Consider the following 15,521-nt stretch of genomic DNA (forward strand, 5'->3'; position numbering starts at 1 on the left):
AGTGCGCAGTGGTGACGGTCTCCCTGGTCGCCGCACTTCCCTGCTGTATTCGATCACGCCCCCGTGCAGGGCCTGTCCCCCCGGATCGGACCCAGCACGGGGACGGATCCCCAGCCGCTAGCGCTGAATTAGGGCGAATCACAATCATTCTCGCTGTTCCCGAACGTTGCGTCTAGTGCCGAAGGTCCCATGGTCGCGTGCTGTGACGGTCCGCGCCCCTCATGGCTGCTGCCCCAAGGCCGGAGTGGGGCGTGTCAAGGGTCACGTGGTCGGATCGGCCAACGGACCCGATGCTGCCGACGCCGGACGGTGTACGTGGCGTCGCGGCGACCCGTCGGACTGATCCTCGTTGGTCACTGGATCACCAGGCCGTCGACAGGTGCGACGGGTTCTCGCGTCGTCACCGGCCTGTCTGACAGTTCTCGCCGCGCCCTGCGGTTCGGTGTCGGTGGGTTCGACCGGGCTCGTTTGGACCCGCGTGGCCCGCTCGCAGGCTCCCGGGGATGCCGTCACTACGTCGGGTCGGTGCTGGGTGCGTCCGGGGGTGTCGCGCGCCCGCGGTACACGGCTCCGATCCGCTCGTAGGCGCGGTCCAACTCGTCCCAGCCCATCTCGGCCGCCGAGCCGAACGTGTGCCCGGTGGTCTGATCGAACTCACTTTCGTCCAGCCCGGCGTAGCGCCATCGCACGATCAGGTCACGTGCCCGTTTGTGTCCGACGAACGCCACCAGCGCGGGCCTCCCTTTCCACCGAGCATACTCGCTATGTATTGCCTGTTCGACCCAAGCCGGCTCTTGACCGCGCCGCTGCTGGGCCCTTCGCGACCCGGCCGAGGTCCAGTGCCTGCACGGCGCTTGCGCCGGAGAGGTCAGGAGCGGGCGAGCCGCGTGAGGTGGAAGACGTCGGCCACAACGCGGAGTATGCGGAAGTGCTCGAGCGGCTACCCGACCTGAGCGGTGAGTTGGCTGTCGAGCGAGATTGCGGCGACGTGACGTACGCCGCGGTGAAGGAGTCCGAAGCCGACCTGGACCGGTTCCGCAGCTGGCTCGCCAAGATCGAAACGTGCGACTACTTCGACGCACCCGGCGGACCGGCCGCCCGGGAGGCTGTCGATCTGGCCGCCGCCGACCTCGCCACTTTCGAGGACGCCTCCGTGCGCGCCGAATCGCCCGAGCCCGGCAATGTCGTGTCGCGATCACAGGCGGTGGACCAGCTCTGACCACTTCGATCTGGTGGGACCTCGGGCTGGGCCTCGTGATCGCGCTGGCTGTGGCCTGGCTTGCTCTGGTCCTGGTGCTGGTGGTCGTCAGGCCGCGCGGCGGGCTGCTGCGCGAGGCGCTGCGGCTAGTGCCCGACGTGCTGAGGCTGATGCGCGGGTTGGCAGCCGACAGATCGCTGCCGCGCGGCGTACGCATCCGGCTGGGATTGCTCCTGGCCTATCTCGCCGTCCCGGTCGATCTGATTCCCGACTTCATTCCGGTGCTGGGCTACGCCGACGACGCCATCATCGTCATCGCGGTCCTACGTGGCGTGGTTCGCCGGGCCGGCATCGACGCCGTCCGGGACCATTGGCCCGGGAGCCAGGATGGGTTCGCCGCTCTCACTCGGCTCGCCGGCCTCGACCGCCATGCCTCATGAGCTGCCACTCGGAGGCCGGCGCGGTGGACCCGTCCGACGCCGGCCCGGCACTGCCACGACCGCGAGTCCGTCAGCGTCCCGCGGCGGCGTTCCTGGCCGGCGCGCTCGTGGGGGTGCTCGGCGGGCTGATCGGCCTCGGCGGCGCCGAGTTCCGGCTGCCGATTCTCATCGGGATGTTCGGGTTCGCCGCGCTCGCCGCGGTCATCCTCAACAAGGGCGATGAGCCTGGTCGTCGTCGCGACCACGCTGCCCGCACGCCTCGCCGCCGTGCCGCCGCCACGACCGCCGTCGGCGTGCTCGCCGGGGCCGGCATCGGCGTCGTCGCCGCGCTGATGGGCGTGGCCGGCGGCGAGCTGCTCATCCCGGCGATCGTGCTGCTCTACGGCGTGAACATCAAGGTCGCGGGCAGCCTGTCGCTGCTCGTCTCACTCCCGACGATGCTGGTGGCGTTCGCCCGCTACAGCCGCGACCGAAGCTTCGTCGTCCTGCGCGAGCAGACCCGCTTCCTCGTCACCATGGCGGCCGGCTCGGTCGCGGGCACGATCGCCGGCGGCTTCCTGCTCGGCATCGTGTCCGACGCCGTCCTGATCCCGGTGCTCGTCGCGATCCTGCTGCTCTCAGCGATCAAAGTCTGGCGCCACCGCTGACGCCGGCGTCGCGCGGTGGCATGGTGCCGTCATGACGACTTCCGCTGACGGCGAGGTGCTGGACGTGCTCGTCGTCGGGGCCGGGCCGACCGGCCTGGCGCTGGCCGCCACGCTGCAGCGGTACGGGGTGCGGTTCCGGGTCGTCGACCGCGCGCTCGACCGGGTGCACGAGTCGCGGGCGCTGGCCATCCAGCCGCGGACGCTGGAGGTCCTGGCCGGACTCGGCGTCACCGACCAGCTCGTCGCGCACGGCAACTGCACCGTCCGGCTGCGCCTGCATACCGGTCGCCGCACCGTGTCGATGCCGCTGTTCGACATCGGCCTCGACGACACCGCCTACCCCTACCTGCTGTTCCTCTCCCAGGCCGAGACCGAGCGCATCCTCGTCGACCACCTGACCCAGCACGGCGTTCAACCGGAGCGCGGCGTCGAGCTCGTCGGCCTGGAGCAGCACGACGACGCGGTCACCTGCCGGCTCAGGTTCGGCGCCGAGGACGAGGAGACCGTGACCGCCCGGTACGTCGTCGGCTGCGACGGCGCCCACAGTACCGTCCGCACGCTGGCCGGCATCGGCTTCGAGGGCTTGGCCTACCCGCAGACGTTCGTGCTGGCCGACCTCGAGGCCGACGTCATCGAGCCCGGCGCCGCCCACGCCTTCGTGAGTGGCCGGGGCATCCTGTTCTTCTTCCCACTAGCCACCCCGGCGTCGTGGCGGCTGCTGGCCATGCGCCCACCCGGCCGACCAGAGCCCGAACCCGGCGCCGTCACGCTGGCGGAGTTGCAGGCACTCGTCGACGCCGCCACAACGAGCACCGTCCGGCTGCACGAGCCGATCTGGGCGACCGACTTCCGGATCGCCAACCGCGGGGCCACCCGGTACCGGTCCGGGCGGGTGTTCCTGGCCGGCGACGCCGCCCACATCCACAGCCCGGCCGGGGCGCAGGGCATGAACACCGGCATCCAGGACGCCGTCAACCTCGGCTGGAAGCTCGGCCTCGTCGTCACCGGCCGCGGCTCCCCGGCACACTGCTGGACACCTACGAGACCGAACGCGCACCGGTCGGGCGCCGCGTGCTGCGCTTCACCGACCGCGCCTTCACCATCGCCACCTCCTCGAACCCGCTGATCCGCACCGCCCGCGCCCGCGTCGTCCCGGCCATCGCTCCCCTGGCCACCCGGTTCCGGCGCATCCGCGGCTACGGATTCCGCGTCCTTTCCCAGCTCGCCATCCACTACCGGCACAGCCCGCTGACGGCCGGCGGCTCGCGCCGCCTCGGCCGGCGCGCACGTCCTGGCGACCGGCTGCCCGACGCTCCCCTCACCCGCGACGGCCTGCCCACGACACTCCACACCGAGCTCGATGCGCCCGGGTTCCACCTGCTCCTCTGCGGCCCGCCGGGCCAGTGGCCGCCGTCGGCCGGCGCCGACCTCGCCGCCCGCTACGCCGGCCTGCTCACCATCCACCGACTCAGCCGCGACAACGGCGACGACGTCCTGCTCGACCACACCGGCCGGGTCAGCCGACTACTCGGCATCGGGAAGACCGCCGCCCACCTGCTCGTCCGCCCCGACGGCCACCTCGCCCACCGCGGCGGCACCGACCTCACCGGCGTCGAGGCATACCTCCGCCGCTGGCTGCCACCGGCCTGAAGGGCGCCCGGGACGCGCAGAGGGGCTTGCAATCGGTACCCGGCTACAGGTTTACCGTCGATACGGAGAGGCCAGGACGTCGGGAGTCCGGCCGTGAGGATGGGACGGTAACGGTGAACGAACCTGCGATGGTGCGAGAGATCAGCCCGAGCGACTTCGACGACGTCACGGCGAGCCGCGGCCCGGTCGTGGTCGAGTTCTACGCGACCTGGTGTGGGGCATGCCGGCGCATGACGCCGGTACTGGATGCCGTCGCCGCCGAACTCGCCGGTCAAGTCGAGTTCGTGAAGGTGAACGTGGATGAGGCCACCGAGCTGGTCTCCCGCTACGACGTGCGGTCGACGCCGACCCTGCTGGTCTTCAAGGACGGCTCCCCCATCGGCGCGCCGCTGGTCGGCGCCTACCCGGAGGTGACGGTGCGCGAAGCGATCACGGCGTCGCTCGTTCCCACCGCACCCAGCACCGCGGCCCTGCTGGCATGGGTCCCCGACGACGCCTGCACCCTTCCGACAGCAGAACGTCCGTTCCGGCTGGACGAGTTCGCCGACCTGTTCGCGACGTCGCTGCACGGCCTCGAACGGCCGACTGCGACTCGGTTGGTGTTCAGCCTCGATGAGGCGGCCGAGGGGCGCGCCCGCGACCTCGCCGCGCGAGAGAGCAGCTGTTGCTCCTTCTTCACCTTCACCTTCAGGGCACCTGTCGACGGAACGGTGCAGCTGCAGGTGGACGTGCCGGCGGAGCGCGGCAGCGTTCTCGACGGCCTGGCCCACCAGGCGACCACAGCGGCCGCTGCGAACCTGTGAGCGACAAGAGCCGGAGTTCGGGAGAATCCGCTCTGTGACCGTTGCACGTTCCATCGCCTTGTTCATCGCCGCCGCGATCGCCGAGATCGGCGGCGCCTGGCTCATCTGGCAGGGCGTCCGCGAGCACCGCGGCCTGCTCTGGATCGGCGCCGGTATCGTCGGCCTCGGCCTCTACGGCTTCGTCGCCACGCTCCAGCCCGATGCCAATTTCGGCCGCATCCTCGCCGCCTACGGCGGAATCTTCGTCGCCGGTTCCCTCGCCTGGGGGATGATCTTCGACGGCTACCGCCCTGACCGCTTCGATACCATCGGGGCCGCGATCTGCCTCCTCGGCGTCGCCGTGATCATGTACGCACCACGTGGCTGAACGCCGCGGGTTGATCCGGCCGAACGCATCCGGCCGGTTGTCGTATCCGGCCACGGGCCGTTCGTCTCATGGGTAGAAATGCATTCAGGTCGAGTACTCAGGAGGACGTTCTGATGAGCGTGCAACCGATTCCCGCGCACTACCGCCGGGTGACGCCATGCCTCGTCGTGGACGGGGCGGCGAAGGCGCTGGAGTTCTACGCCGGCGCGTTCGGCGCGACCGAGCGGATGCACTTCCCCGGGCCGGACGGAACCGTCGCGCACGCCGAGATCGAGATCGGCGACTCGGTCCTGATCGTCGAGGACGCGTCGCCGTTGATGGGGACCGAAGCGCCGCCCGCGGGCGGGCTGCCCGGCTCGCCGTCGTTCCTGTTCCTCTACGTCGAGGACGTCGACGCCGTCGTCGCGAAGGCGGTGGAGCTGGGGGCGAGGCTGAAGCGGGCGCCGCAGGACCAGTTCTACGGCGACCGCGACGGCTACGTCGTCGACCCGTTCGGGCACGGCTGGACCATCGCGACGCACGTCGAGGACGTCGCGCAGGACGAGCTGGGCCGCCGGCTGGCCGCGATGCAAGGAGCCTGACCGGATGAAGTACGTGCTGTTGTTCGTCGATACCGAGCAGTTCTCCGCCGACCTCGATGCGATGGCACCCGACGACCGCGCACGTGCCTTCGACCTGGTCAACGCGTGGGTGGCCGAGCATCGTCACGTCATCCGGGGCGGCAGCAAGCTGCAGGGCGCCCACACCGCCACCACCGTCCGCCTCGACGGGCCGGAGCCGATCGTCACCGACGGCCCGTTCGTCGAGGGCAAGGAGGTGGTCAGCGGCTACCTGGAGGTCGAGGTCGCCGACCTGGACGAGGCGCTGCGCATGGTGCAGGCCTGGCCGGGCTGCCCGGTCGCGGAGATCCGGCCCCTGGAGTCGTGACGACGGACCCGGCGCGGGCCGCGGACCCGCACGACGAGTTGGCCCGTGTGGTGCGTGAGCACGCGGGCCGGCTCGCGGTCGCCCTGGTCCGGCTGATCGGCGACTTCCCGACCGTCGAGGACCTCGTCCAGGACGCCGTCGTCGCCGCGCTGCAGCGGTGGCCGGTCGACGGCATCCCGGAGCGGCCGGACGCCTGGCTGTTCACCGTCGCCCGCCGCCGTGGCCTGGACCTGCTGCGCCGCGAGGCCCGGTACCGGGAGAAGCTGGCGCAGGTGCAGTGGCCGGTCCCGCCGGAGCCGGACGAACGGCTGCGGCTGATCTTCACCTGCTGCCACCCGGCGCTGCCCCGGTCGGCACAGGTGGCGCTGACGCTGCGGGTGGTGTGCGGGCTGACGACGGCGCAGATCGGCCGGGCCTTCCTGGTGCCGGAGACGACGGTGGCGCAGCGGATCACCCGGGCGAAGCGGAAGATCGCCGACGCCGGCATCGCGTACCGCATCCCGGCGGACACCGATCTGCGCGACCGCACGGCCGACGTGCTCACCGTCGTCTACCTCATGCTCAACGAGGGCTACCTGTCCACGGCCGGCGCCGTGCACTCGCAGCGGCTGGTCGACGACGCCGAGTGGCTGGCGGCGCTGCTGCACGAACTGCTGCCCGACGAGCCGGAGGTGGCCGGGCTGCTGGCGCTGATCAGGCTGCACCGCGCCCGGGCGGGCGGCCGGTTCGACTGCGACGGCGGCCTCGTGCTGCTCGCCGACCAGGATCGGTCCCGCTGGGACCACGCGGCCATCGCCAGCGCCGTCGCGCTGCTGACCCGCGCCGCGCGCCGGCACGGGCCCGGGCCGTACCAGCTGCAGGCCGCCATCGTCGCCTGTCACGCCGAGGCGCAACGCTGGGACGACACAGACTGGGAGCAGATCCTCCTGCTCTACGACATGCTGCTGCACCTCGCGCCGTCGCCGGTCACCCGGCTGCACCGGGCCGTCGCGCTGCGCTACACCGCCGGGCCCGCGGCGGCCCTGCGCGAGCTGGACCACCTGGCCGAGCGGCTGGACGGGTACCACCTCTTCCACGCCACCCGGGCCGGGCTGCTGCGCGACCTCGGCCGGCCCGCCGACGCCCGCACTGCCGACGAACGGGCACTGGAGCTGACCAGCAACCCGGCCGAGCAGGCGATCCTGCACGAACGCCTCACCTGGGCGTAACCGACACCGGTGACGCCGGCGTCGCGGCGGTCATCTGAAGGGGAACACCAGAGCAGGTTCACGCACCGAAGACAGTTCAGCACATCATGTATCGTCACGGCATGACGTTGACTGCGACGATCTCGCACGCCGAGGCGGTGACCCGCCTGGGCCGTGCGCTCGCCGACGAGACCAGGACGCAGATCCTTCTCGCCCTACGCGAGGCCCCGGCTATCCCGTCCGATCTCGCCGACGCCCTCGGGGTGTCGCGTCAGGTGATGTCGAACCAATTGGCTTGCCTTCGCGGCTGTGATCTCGTGGCGGCAGTCAGGGAGGGTCGGCACACCTGGTACCGCCTTTCCGACGACCACATCGCCCACGCACTGGACGAGCTCCTGAGGGTGACGCTGTTCGTCGATCCCGGCTGCTGCTCGACCGAGGGATGCACCTGCTCATGACGACCGTCGACGTGCTGGTGATCGGCGCCGGCCAGGCCGGCCTCGCCATGGGCCGCGAACTGGCCCGCGCCAATCGTGACTTCGTGATCGTCGACGGCGCCAGCACGGTGGGCGAGTCCTGGCGGCGACGCTGGGACTCGCTGCGGCTGTTCACCCCGGCCCGGCACAGCAGCCTGCCCGGCCTGCCGTTTCCGGCCGACCCGGACCACCTGCCAGACAGGGACGAGGTGGCCCGGTACCTGAGCGACTACCTCAGCCACTTCGGTCTGCCCGTGCGGCTCGACACCGCCGTGCGTCACCTGCGGCAGGTAGACGGTGGGTTCCAGGCCGTCACCACCCAAGGCGGCTACATCGCTCGCGCCGTCGTGGTCGCCACCGGACCCTTCCAGCGACCCGCAATACCGGCCCTGACGGGAGGGCTGGAGCCCGACATCGCGCAACTCCATGCCGCGGACTACCGCAACTCGGACCAGCTTCCCGAGGGGCCGGTGCTGGTGGTCGGGTCGGGTAACTCCGGCGTGCAGATCGCCGACGAACTCGCGCGCACACGGCCCGTCGTCCTGGCCGCGGGCCGCCGGCAGCCGGTCCTGCCCCAGCGGCTCCTCGGCCGGGACGTGTTCTCCTGGCTCGACCAGTTGCGCGTCATGAACATCCCGGCCGACAGCCGCATCGGCCGGCGCATGCGGGAACGGGACCCGCTCATCGGCACCGGCCCGCGGGCGCTGCGACGCACCGGCGTCCGGGTGGTCGACCGCGTCGCCGGTGCCGTCGGCCGCGCGCTGCGCACGGCCGACGGCACTATGATCGAGCCGGCCACCGTCATTTGGGCCACCGGCTACCAGCCCGACTACAGCTGGCTCGACGTCCCACACGCTGTCGGCGGCGACGGCTGGCCTCAGCACACCGCCGGCGTCAGCCCGATCCCCCGCCTGCACTTCCTCGGACTGCCCTACCAGCGCACCCGTGGCTCCGCACTGATCGGCTGGGTCGGCACCGATGCGGCCTACCTCGGCGACCGCCTGGCGCGCTGACCTACGGGCTTCGTCATCAGCGCTTGACCCTGTACCGGGTTACGGGGTCGATGATGGCGGCATGAGGACGAGCGAGCTGGCCGGCCACGTGGGCGTGAACCCGGAGACGCTGCGCTACTACGAGCGCCGCGGACTTCTCGACGAGCCGCCGCGGACGCCGGGCGGGCACCGCGACTACCCGGACACCACCGTGCGGCTGCTGCGGTTCGTCAAGCGCGCCCAGGAGCTCGGCTTCACCCTCGACGAGGTCGAGGAGCTGCTCCACCTCGACGCCGGCGGCCCGGACGGCTGCGACGCCGCCCGGGCGCTCGCCGTCGCCCGGAAGTCCGATCTGGAGGCCCGGATCGCGGACCTGCAGCGGATGCGCGACGGCCTCGCCGACCTCGTCGAGACCTGCGACCTGCCGCGGGACGACCGCAGCTGCCGGCTGCTGGTGGCCATCGAGCCGCCGCCCCGACCGGAGGACGGCCGATGAGCACCGAGCCGGCCCCTCGACTGGACGTGCTCCACGTGGCCGAGTGCCCGAACCTCGCTCCCCTGCTGGAACGGTTGCGCGAGGTCACGGACCTGCCGGTCACGGTCCGCGAGATCACCACCGACGAGGAGGCCGCGTCGTCCGGCATGGCCGGGTCGCCCACGCTGCTCATCGACGGCACCGACCCGTTCGGCGCGCCTGACGACTGCGGCTGCGGGGTCGCCTGCCGGCTCTACCGCGACGACGACGGCCGCCTCGTCCCAGTACCGTCCACCGAGCAACTGCGGCAGGCACTCAGGGCCGCGACGCCGAGCGGCCCGGCGGACGTCGTCGACGCCCTGGCCGCCGCGCGCGCCCGGGCCGTGCCGCTGGACCCGGCCCAGCGCGCTGTGCACCAGGCGATCCTGCGCCACTTCGCCGCCGCCGGCCGGCCGCCCACGCGGGCCGACCTCGACGCCGTCACGGCAGACCCCGCTCGCACCGCCGCCGCACTCGCCGAGCTGCACGACCTCGACGCCGTCCGCCTCGACCCGGCGGGAGGGATCGTCGTCGCGTACCCGTTCTCCGCCACGCCGACCCGGCATCGGGTCCGCATCGCCGGCCGCACCGACGTCCACGCGATGTGCGCGATCGACGCCCTCGGCATCGCACCCATGCTCGGTCAGGACACGCGGATCGACTCCCTCGACGTCACCACCGGCCGCGCCGTCGCCGTCACGACGGCCGGTGGCCGGACGTCGTGGGAGCCGGCTGACGCCGTGGTGTTCGTCGGCGCCGACACCTGCGGCGGCGCCGCGGCCGACTGCTGCTGCGACTACCTGAACTTCTTCACCAGCCACGCCGCCGCACAGGCCTGGACCGACGCCCACCCGCAGATCCCCGGCCAGATCCTCGACCAGCACGAAGCGCAAGAACTCGCCGGCCGGGTCTTCGGGCCGCTCCTGGAGGTCGCCCCATGACCACCGTCGACGACGAAGCCCGTCACCTCGTCAGCCTCATCCGCCGCCAGTTCGGCCTGACCGACCTGCCACTGCACATCGGCCGGCAACTCCTCACCGCCGGCGAACCGGTCACCGTCGACCAGGTCGCCACAGCCGGCGGCTGGACGATCGAACAACTCAGCACCGAACTGCGCAAGCACCCCGGCGTCGACTGGACCGACGACGGCCGCATCGCCGGCTTCGGACTGACGCTACGACCCACCCCGCACTCCTTCACCACCGACGGGCGCACCGTCTACGCCTTCTGCGCCAGCGACGCCCTGGAGTTCCCCGTCATGCTCGGACGCTCCGGCGTCATCGAATCCGCCTGCCCCGCAACCGGCCGGCGCATCCGCATCGAGGTCGACCCGGACCACGTCGTCGCCGTCACCCCCGCCAGCACCGTCGTCTCCAAGATCCGCCCCGACCAGGCTGTCGACGACATCCGCCGCCAGCTCTGCGACCTCGGAAACTTCTTCATCGACGCCGAGGCCGCCGGCACCTGGACCACGCAGCATCCCGAGGGCCACGTCGTCCCCATCGACCACGAGTTCGCCGTCACCGTCCAGGCGATGTCCGAACTCGGCTGGACCGCCCCAACCCCGTGAGCGGCCGGCGCTCGTCGAGGGCCAGCCCGACGGGCGGCTCCTCCCGTACTACTGAGCGCCCTGCGCGGCACCGGAGCCCACGCGATTTCCGCGATCGTCGTGTCAAGCCTCGTCAGCCCGGGGAACGACCCGCATGGCAGCGGCTTCGATGGCGATCCGTTCTTCGTCGGTCGCTGACCGGAACACGAGCATCGGGTTGGTGCCGCCATGTTCCCAACGCACGTCGACCTCGACCCCTTGGCGGCGATACATCGCGACGAGCTCCTCGAACTCGCTGCGCGTGAGCGTGTCCTCCACACCACATCCTTACCACCGCGAGGCCATGCGAGATACCTCCAATATCGTGCGCGCGATGGGCCAGCGGGCGGCCCCGTGCCTCACCCTCGCGGGTGATGACACGGCTCACGCCAGCCGTGTCAAGGGGCGAGCGACCTCATAACTGACGACGCTGAGCACCAGAATCGAGGACCCGTCGGTGGTTGAGTGTTCCCCGCTCACCAGGCCGGATCGATGTCACCGCGGAGGCCACATGGGCGTCGCTCCTAGGCGACTGACACCGCTGGACAGTGAGGAAGCCCTGCGGCTGGTCGCCACCATCTCGCTCGGCCGGATCGTCTTCACCGCGCACGCGCTCCCGGCGATCCGCCCGGTCAACCACGTCGTTGACGACGGCGATGTCGTCATCCGCACCCACACCGACGATGCCGTCGTCAGCGCCATCGATGCGGCCGCCGACACCGTCGTCGCCTACGAGGCCGACACCATCGACCCTGTTGACCAGCTCGGTTGGATGGTCGTCATCACCGGCGTCGCGCACCTCGTCACCGATGCCGGCCAGCTTGTCCGGTACGAACGAACACTCCAGCCATGGGTCACTCAGCCGATGGGCCAGGTCATCCGCGTACATCCCCAAATCGTCACCGGCTTCAGGCTCATCCCGGCCAACCAGTATCGCGACGAGTCACCAGCAAGCATCTGACGCCACATCCTCCGCGACCGTGAGCGATGGACGTGGCGCCGGAAGGCGCGGCCCCGGAGGTGCGGCTCCGACCTCAGGCGCCCTGACGCTCGGGGCGATCGATACCCAGCGGCAATGCCAGATGCACCGAGCGCGCGGGGTCGAGGTGGTCGGGCCGGTCATGCCAGGTCACTCTGATCCTCGTGACGCGCGCCTGCAGCGGCTGGATCAGCAGATAGCGCTCGGCGTGGCCGGCCGGGAACTCGTCGAGCGCCGAGGTGCCCTCGTGTTGACGAGGTCTCCCACATCGACGCGGACGCCGTAGGCCGCCGCAGCGCCGACGTTGCGCAGGACATAGCGGTGCCGGCTGACGTGATCGAGCCGGAACCAGGCTCCCGTCCATACGCGGCCCATGACACTCAGCGTCGTCCGGGCCGACCGGTTGACGACGGCCACCGCTCGGCGCGCGTACCAGACCGCCCAGATCGCCAGTAGCAACGAGATGACGGCGGCCGCGGAGAACACGACCTCCATGCATCGAATGTAGCTCTGCGTGAGCCTGTGCCGTCGAACCGGCTGAACACGTCGGAGCACTCCGCCCACGCAACGCGCACTGCGGTCGCTGGGAGCCTGCCTCGCGATGGGGGCGCCCGAATCCCTTGGGGCGTTTCTCCCGTACTACCGGCATGGTCATGCTGTTTCCGGGGCCGGTGCTGGAGGCGCTGCGCGCCGCGCCCGGTCGAGCGGCGTTCGAGGTGGGCCGCCGCACGGTGACGTACGGTGAGCTGCTCGCCATGGTGCGGCAGCTGACCGGCGCGCTGCAGCGAGCCGGGGTGTCCAGAGGGACGGGCGTCGGTCTGGTGCTGTCGCTGTCGCCTGAGGCGTACGCCGCGCACCTGGCGGCGCACGCGCTGGGGTGTCGCGTGGCAGCGGCACGACTGGGGTGGAGTCCGCGGCAGCTCGCGCGAGCGCTGGACCTGGTCGACGTCGTCGTCACCGACCAGCTCGTGGATCGGCCGGCCCTCGCTCTGGGTGAGCTGCTCGCCGGCGCCGGGTCCGCAGCCGAGGCCGTGCCGATCCCGGAACTCGCCCGGCCGGACGACGTCGCCCGCCTCACCTTCACCAGCGGCACCTCCGGCGCGCCGAAGGCGTGCGCACACACGTACCGTGCGATCAGCCTCGCCCATCAGCGCGACCATTGGGCGCCGGCTCTGGCTCGGCTGATGACGGGCTTCCAGCGGTGCCTCATCTCCGAGAACCTCGCCGGTCCGGTCATGTTCACCTATCTCGGACGCACGCTCGTGGGCGGCGGCACCGTGGTGCTTCCCGACGGGCTCGAGGTTCCGCAGGCCATCGAGCGGTACGGCGTCACCGCCGCCCTCATGCCGCCGGCCCGGCTGCATCAGATGCTGGGCGCCTCCGCCGATCTCCGCAGCCTGCGTGCCGTCGTGATCGGCGGGTCGCCGGCGGGACCGCACATCCTGGGGGCGGCGACCCGGCGACTCGGCCCGATCGTGTGGCAGGGCTACGGGCAGGGAGAAGCCGGCGTCATCTCGATGCTCACCCCCAAGGACATCATCACCGGGCACGACGACACGGTCGGGCGGCCGCTGCCGGCGGTGCAGGTGGCGGAGCGGGACGGCGAGATCTACGTGCGGAGCCCGCACCTGATGACCGGCTACTGGAACGACCCGGAGCAGACCCGCGAGGTGCTGCACGACGGCTGGTTGCGCACCCGGGATCTCGGCTACCTCGACGACGAGGGCTACCTCCGGCTGACCGGCCGGGCCCGCGACGTGATCATGGTCAACGCGGAGGTGTGCTACGCGGGCGCGATCGAGCGGGTCCTGGCCGAACACCCACTGGTCGCCCAGGCGTACGTCGTCGGCGCGCCCGATCAGGAGACGGGCGAAGCGGTCCACGCGTTCGTCGTGCCCGCCGGCGGCTCCGCACCGGACGCCGAGGCGCTCCGGGCGTTGGTGCGCGAACGTCTGAGTGCCAACAGCGTGCCCGCGACGGTGAAGGTCATCACCGAGGTGCCGCTCAGCCCGGGCGGCAAGCCGGACAAGAACGCGCTCCTCAGGACCGTGACTCGCTGACCCGTGCATCGACCCGGGCCCAGAACCTCTCGGGGTCGTTGAGGTGCGGGTACGGCTCGTCGGGCACGGGCACGCCGAGGAACTCGCACAGCGGTGCCCACCCGGCCCCGGGCGTGACGACGAGGAGCCGGTCGGGGTGCACGTCGCGGATCACGGCGGCGTTGTGCTGCTCGTACACGTGGATGGCGTACTCGCGGTCGGCGAACCGGCCGCCGAAGAAGCCGTCCCAGATCATCCGGCGGTGGAAGGCGGTGAAGACGTCCAGGCCGCGGACGACCCGCCGGGCCTCGGCGACGCGGTCGTCCGCCGGGCCGTCGCCGAACATCCGGTAGATCGTCTTGCTCACGCTGTCGTACCAGCCGTCGGCGTCGCGCACGGTGAGGATGATCCGCGCGTCCGGGTAGGCGTCCGCGAGCTGACGCCAGAACGCCGCGCCGGGCCAGTCGACGGTGGAGGTGTATCCCGCTAGGACCGCGTTCCAGTCGACGCGGTCACCCGCCGCCGCGGCGTCCCACAGAGATAACCGGTCCGGATGGTCGAGCACGTGCCGGCCGTGGAAGCACGGTCCGAATCCGAGCCGCTCGAGGGCGGCCTTGAGCGAGAGCGTGCCCGTGCGTCCGACACCGACTCCGATGACCTTCATGGCACCACCTGGTCCCTGGTGACGTCGGCGGGTGCGCCCGCGCCGAGCAGCGTGACGGCGTTGGCCAGCTCGCCGCGCATCAGCTCGAGCAGCCGCCTGACGCCTGCCTCCCCGGCGACCGCCAGCGCCCAGAGCACCGGGCGCCCGACGGCCACCGCCTGCGCGCCCAGCGCCAGGGCCTTCGCGACGTCGGTGCCGCGCCGCACGCCGCCGTCGAGCAGCAGCGGCACCCGGCCCGCGACCGCGTCCGCGATGAGCGGCAGCCGGTCCAGCGAAGCCGGCGTGGTGTCGAGCTGCCGACCGCCGTGATTGGACACGATGATGCCGTCCGCACCGTGCTCCACCGCGAGCCGCGCGTCGGCGTCGTGCAGCACGCCCTTGAGGAGGATCGGCAGCGACGTGGTCCGGCGCAGCCAGTCGAGGTGCCGCCAGCTGATCTCGGGCGAGAGGACGACGTCGCGCACGTGCCCGTCGCCGCCCATGTTGGCGCAGCGCATACCCGGCGGCAGGTCGTGGAAGTCGTTGCGGTCGCCCCGCTCGTTGCGGCCGAGAGCGGGCGAGTCCACCGTCACGACGAGTGCACCGCAGCCGGCCGCCTCCGCGCGCCGCACCAGCGACTCGGTGAACGCGAGGTCCGGCTGGACGTAGAGCTGGAGCCAGAGCTTCGCGCCCGTGGCCGCGATGTCCTCCACGGTGACCGTGGACAGCATCGCCGCGATCATGATCACGCCGGCTGCCGCGGCCGCGCGCCCCGTCGCCACCTCCGCCTCGGGCCAGGCCAGCCGGTGGAACGCGGTGGGCGCGATCAGGACCGGCATCGACGCCGGCTGCCCGAGGAGCGTCGTCTCCAGTGCCGGCGCACCCGGGCCGCGCAACACCCGTGGGATCAGCGCCCGCCGGCCGAACGCCGCCTCGTTGGCCGCGACCGTCACCTCGTCCTGCGCACCACTCGCGAAGTAGTCGTAGTGGACGCGGTTCAGCCGGTCCCGGGCGGCCGCTTCGAAGTCGCGGACGTTCACGATGTCATCCAGGGCCTCGGACGTCGACGCC

General features: G+C 71.6%; 20 protein-coding genes and 2 pseudogenes. 17 read left to right on the forward strand and 5 right to left on the reverse strand.

The window, feature by feature from the left end:
- Positions 1-512: 512 nt before the first annotated feature.
- A complete protein-coding gene (locus BLV05_RS25730; protein WP_046767537.1) occupies positions 513-728 on the reverse strand; it encodes a hypothetical protein in 216 nt (71 codons plus the stop codon).
- A gap of 164 nt (positions 729-892) precedes the next feature.
- Here BLV05_RS25730 and BLV05_RS36040 point away from each other — a divergent pair, with 164 nt between their 5' ends.
- The 15 genes and pseudogenes from BLV05_RS36040 (at position 893) to merB (ending at position 10,771) form a co-directional block, all read left to right on the forward strand.
- Positions 893-1,219, forward strand: coding sequence for a Chromate resistance protein ChrB (locus tag BLV05_RS36040; RefSeq protein ID WP_157524307.1), 327 nt, complete (start codon positions 893-895; stop codon positions 1,217-1,219).
- Positions 1,216-1,638, forward strand: a complete 423-nt coding sequence (locus BLV05_RS25735) for a YkvA family protein (protein WP_046767712.1) — start codon at positions 1,216-1,218, stop codon at positions 1,636-1,638. The genes BLV05_RS36040 and BLV05_RS25735 overlap by 4 nt, the downstream gene beginning before the upstream one ends.
- A gap of 50 nt (positions 1,639-1,688) precedes the next feature.
- Positions 1,689-2,285 (forward strand): annotated as a pseudogene (locus BLV05_RS25740) (TSUP family transporter).
- 31 nt (positions 2,286-2,316) lie between these two features.
- Positions 2,317-3,411 (forward strand): FAD-dependent monooxygenase, encoded by a 1,095-nt coding sequence (locus BLV05_RS25745; RefSeq protein ID WP_197683319.1) that lies wholly within the window; start codon positions 2,317-2,319, stop codon positions 3,409-3,411.
- Positions 3,357-3,935, forward strand: a complete 579-nt coding sequence (locus BLV05_RS37155) for an aromatic-ring hydroxylase C-terminal domain-containing protein (protein ID WP_197683320.1) — start codon at positions 3,357-3,359, stop codon at positions 3,933-3,935. The genes BLV05_RS25745 and BLV05_RS37155 overlap by 55 nt, the downstream gene beginning before the upstream one ends.
- A 128-nt stretch (positions 3,936-4,063) precedes the next feature.
- Positions 4,064-4,375, forward strand: a pseudogene (gene trxA, locus BLV05_RS38715) (thioredoxin); the annotation flags it as partial.
- Between the two features lie 397 nt (positions 4,376-4,772).
- Positions 4,773-5,105, forward strand: coding sequence for a YnfA family protein (locus BLV05_RS25760; protein WP_046767536.1), 333 nt, complete (start codon positions 4,773-4,775; stop codon positions 5,103-5,105).
- 113 nt (positions 5,106-5,218) lie between these two features.
- Complete coding sequence (locus tag BLV05_RS25765; RefSeq protein WP_046767535.1) at positions 5,219-5,686, forward strand: VOC family protein; 468 nt, start codon at positions 5,219-5,221, stop codon at positions 5,684-5,686.
- Between the two features lie 4 nt (positions 5,687-5,690).
- Positions 5,691-6,032 (forward strand): YciI family protein, encoded by a 342-nt coding sequence (locus tag BLV05_RS25770; RefSeq protein WP_046767534.1) that lies wholly within the window; start codon positions 5,691-5,693, stop codon positions 6,030-6,032.
- Positions 6,029-7,240, forward strand: a complete 1,212-nt coding sequence (locus BLV05_RS25775) for an RNA polymerase sigma factor (protein ID WP_046767533.1) — start codon at positions 6,029-6,031, stop codon at positions 7,238-7,240. The genes BLV05_RS25770 and BLV05_RS25775 overlap by 4 nt, the downstream gene beginning before the upstream one ends.
- Positions 7,241-7,341: 101 nt before the next feature.
- On the forward strand, positions 7,342-7,677 hold the full coding sequence (locus tag BLV05_RS25780) for an ArsR/SmtB family transcription factor (RefSeq protein ID WP_046767532.1): 336 nt from the start codon (positions 7,342-7,344) through the stop codon (positions 7,675-7,677).
- A complete protein-coding gene (locus BLV05_RS25785; RefSeq protein ID WP_046767709.1) occupies positions 7,674-8,708 on the forward strand; it encodes a flavin-containing monooxygenase in 1,035 nt (344 codons plus the stop codon). Before BLV05_RS25780 ends, BLV05_RS25785 begins: the two co-directional genes overlap by 4 nt.
- A 61-nt stretch (positions 8,709-8,769) precedes the next feature.
- The gene (locus tag BLV05_RS25790; RefSeq protein WP_046767531.1) at positions 8,770-9,183 is read left to right on the forward strand and encodes a MerR family transcriptional regulator; all 414 of its coding nucleotides are present in this window, start codon (positions 8,770-8,772) and stop codon (positions 9,181-9,183) included.
- On the forward strand, positions 9,180-10,142 hold the full coding sequence (locus BLV05_RS25795; protein ID WP_046767530.1) for an alkylmercury lyase family protein: 963 nt from the start codon (positions 9,180-9,182) through the stop codon (positions 10,140-10,142). The genes BLV05_RS25790 and BLV05_RS25795 overlap by 4 nt, the downstream gene beginning before the upstream one ends.
- On the forward strand, positions 10,139-10,771 hold the full coding sequence (gene merB / locus BLV05_RS25800) for an organomercurial lyase MerB (protein ID WP_052762246.1): 633 nt from the start codon (positions 10,139-10,141) through the stop codon (positions 10,769-10,771). Before BLV05_RS25795 ends, merB begins: the two co-directional genes overlap by 4 nt.
- A gap of 102 nt (positions 10,772-10,873) precedes the next feature.
- Here the strand turns inward: merB and BLV05_RS25805 are convergent, their stop codons facing one another.
- Positions 10,874-11,068, reverse strand: coding sequence for a hypothetical protein (locus tag BLV05_RS25805; RefSeq protein WP_046767529.1), 195 nt, complete (start codon positions 11,066-11,068; stop codon positions 10,874-10,876).
- A 232-nt stretch (positions 11,069-11,300) separates the two neighbouring features.
- Between BLV05_RS25805 and BLV05_RS25810 the strand changes: the two genes are divergently transcribed.
- Positions 11,301-11,750 carry a pyridoxamine 5'-phosphate oxidase family protein gene (locus BLV05_RS25810; protein ID WP_046767528.1) on the forward strand — a complete coding sequence of 150 codons (450 nt, stop codon included), beginning with the start codon at positions 11,301-11,303 and terminating at the stop codon, positions 11,748-11,750.
- Positions 11,751-11,957: 207 nt separating this feature from the next.
- On the opposite strand, the gene BLV05_RS25815 is transcribed toward BLV05_RS25810, so the two are convergent.
- Positions 11,958-12,263, reverse strand: a complete 306-nt coding sequence (locus tag BLV05_RS25815; protein ID WP_046767527.1) for a hypothetical protein — start codon at positions 12,261-12,263, stop codon at positions 11,958-11,960.
- Positions 12,264-12,415: 152 nt separating this feature from the next.
- Between BLV05_RS25815 and BLV05_RS25820 the strand changes: the two genes are divergently transcribed.
- Positions 12,416-13,828, forward strand: coding sequence for a class I adenylate-forming enzyme family protein (locus tag BLV05_RS25820; protein WP_046767526.1), 1,413 nt, complete (start codon positions 12,416-12,418; stop codon positions 13,826-13,828).
- Here the strand turns inward: BLV05_RS25820 and BLV05_RS25825 are convergent.
- Both BLV05_RS25825 and BLV05_RS25830 read right to left on the reverse strand, forming a co-directional pair.
- On the reverse strand, positions 13,809-14,471 hold the full coding sequence (locus BLV05_RS25825; RefSeq protein WP_046767525.1) for a sulfotransferase family protein: 663 nt from the start codon (positions 14,469-14,471) through the stop codon (positions 13,809-13,811). The two genes, BLV05_RS25820 and BLV05_RS25825, sit on opposite strands and share 20 nt — an antisense overlap.
- Positions 14,468-15,493, reverse strand: a complete 1,026-nt coding sequence (locus BLV05_RS25830; protein ID WP_046767707.1) for an alpha-hydroxy acid oxidase — start codon at positions 15,491-15,493, stop codon at positions 14,468-14,470. Before BLV05_RS25830 ends, BLV05_RS25825 begins: the two co-directional genes overlap by 4 nt.
- Between the last annotated feature and the right edge of the window lie 28 nt (positions 15,494-15,521).

It is taken from the genome of Jiangella alkaliphila (assembly GCF_900105925.1).
GTDB lineage: Bacteria > Actinomycetota > Actinomycetes > Jiangellales > Jiangellaceae > Jiangella > Jiangella alkaliphila.

Excerpts from the sequence above, each read along its gene's own strand:
- BLV05_RS25745 (WP_197683319.1), top strand. The coding sequence starts at position 2,317 with ATGACGACTTCCGCTGACGGCGAGGTGCTGGACGTGCTCGTCGTCGGG.
- BLV05_RS25765 (WP_046767535.1), top strand. The coding sequence starts at position 5,219 with ATGAGCGTGCAACCGATTCCCGCGCACTACCGCCGGGTGACGCCATGC.
- BLV05_RS25770 (WP_046767534.1), top strand. The coding sequence starts at position 5,691 with ATGAAGTACGTGCTGTTGTTCGTCGATACCGAGCAGTTCTCCGCCGAC.
- BLV05_RS25780 (WP_046767532.1), top strand. The coding sequence starts at position 7,342 with ATGACGTTGACTGCGACGATCTCGCACGCCGAGGCGGTGACCCGCCTG.
- BLV05_RS25785 (WP_046767709.1), top strand. The coding sequence starts at position 7,674 with ATGACGACCGTCGACGTGCTGGTGATCGGCGCCGGCCAGGCCGGCCTC.
- BLV05_RS25790 (WP_046767531.1), top strand. The coding sequence starts at position 8,770 with ATGAGGACGAGCGAGCTGGCCGGCCACGTGGGCGTGAACCCGGAGACG.
- BLV05_RS25795 (WP_046767530.1), top strand. The coding sequence starts at position 9,180 with ATGAGCACCGAGCCGGCCCCTCGACTGGACGTGCTCCACGTGGCCGAG.
- merB (WP_052762246.1), top strand. The coding sequence starts at position 10,139 with ATGACCACCGTCGACGACGAAGCCCGTCACCTCGTCAGCCTCATCCGC.
- BLV05_RS25810 (WP_046767528.1), top strand. The coding sequence starts at position 11,301 with ATGGGCGTCGCTCCTAGGCGACTGACACCGCTGGACAGTGAGGAAGCC.
- BLV05_RS25815 (WP_046767527.1), bottom strand. The coding sequence starts at position 12,263 with ATGGAGGTCGTGTTCTCCGCGGCCGCCGTCATCTCGTTGCTACTGGCG.
- BLV05_RS25820 (WP_046767526.1), top strand. The coding sequence starts at position 12,416 with ATGGTCATGCTGTTTCCGGGGCCGGTGCTGGAGGCGCTGCGCGCCGCG.
- BLV05_RS25825 (WP_046767525.1), bottom strand. The coding sequence starts at position 14,471 with ATGAAGGTCATCGGAGTCGGTGTCGGACGCACGGGCACGCTCTCGCTC.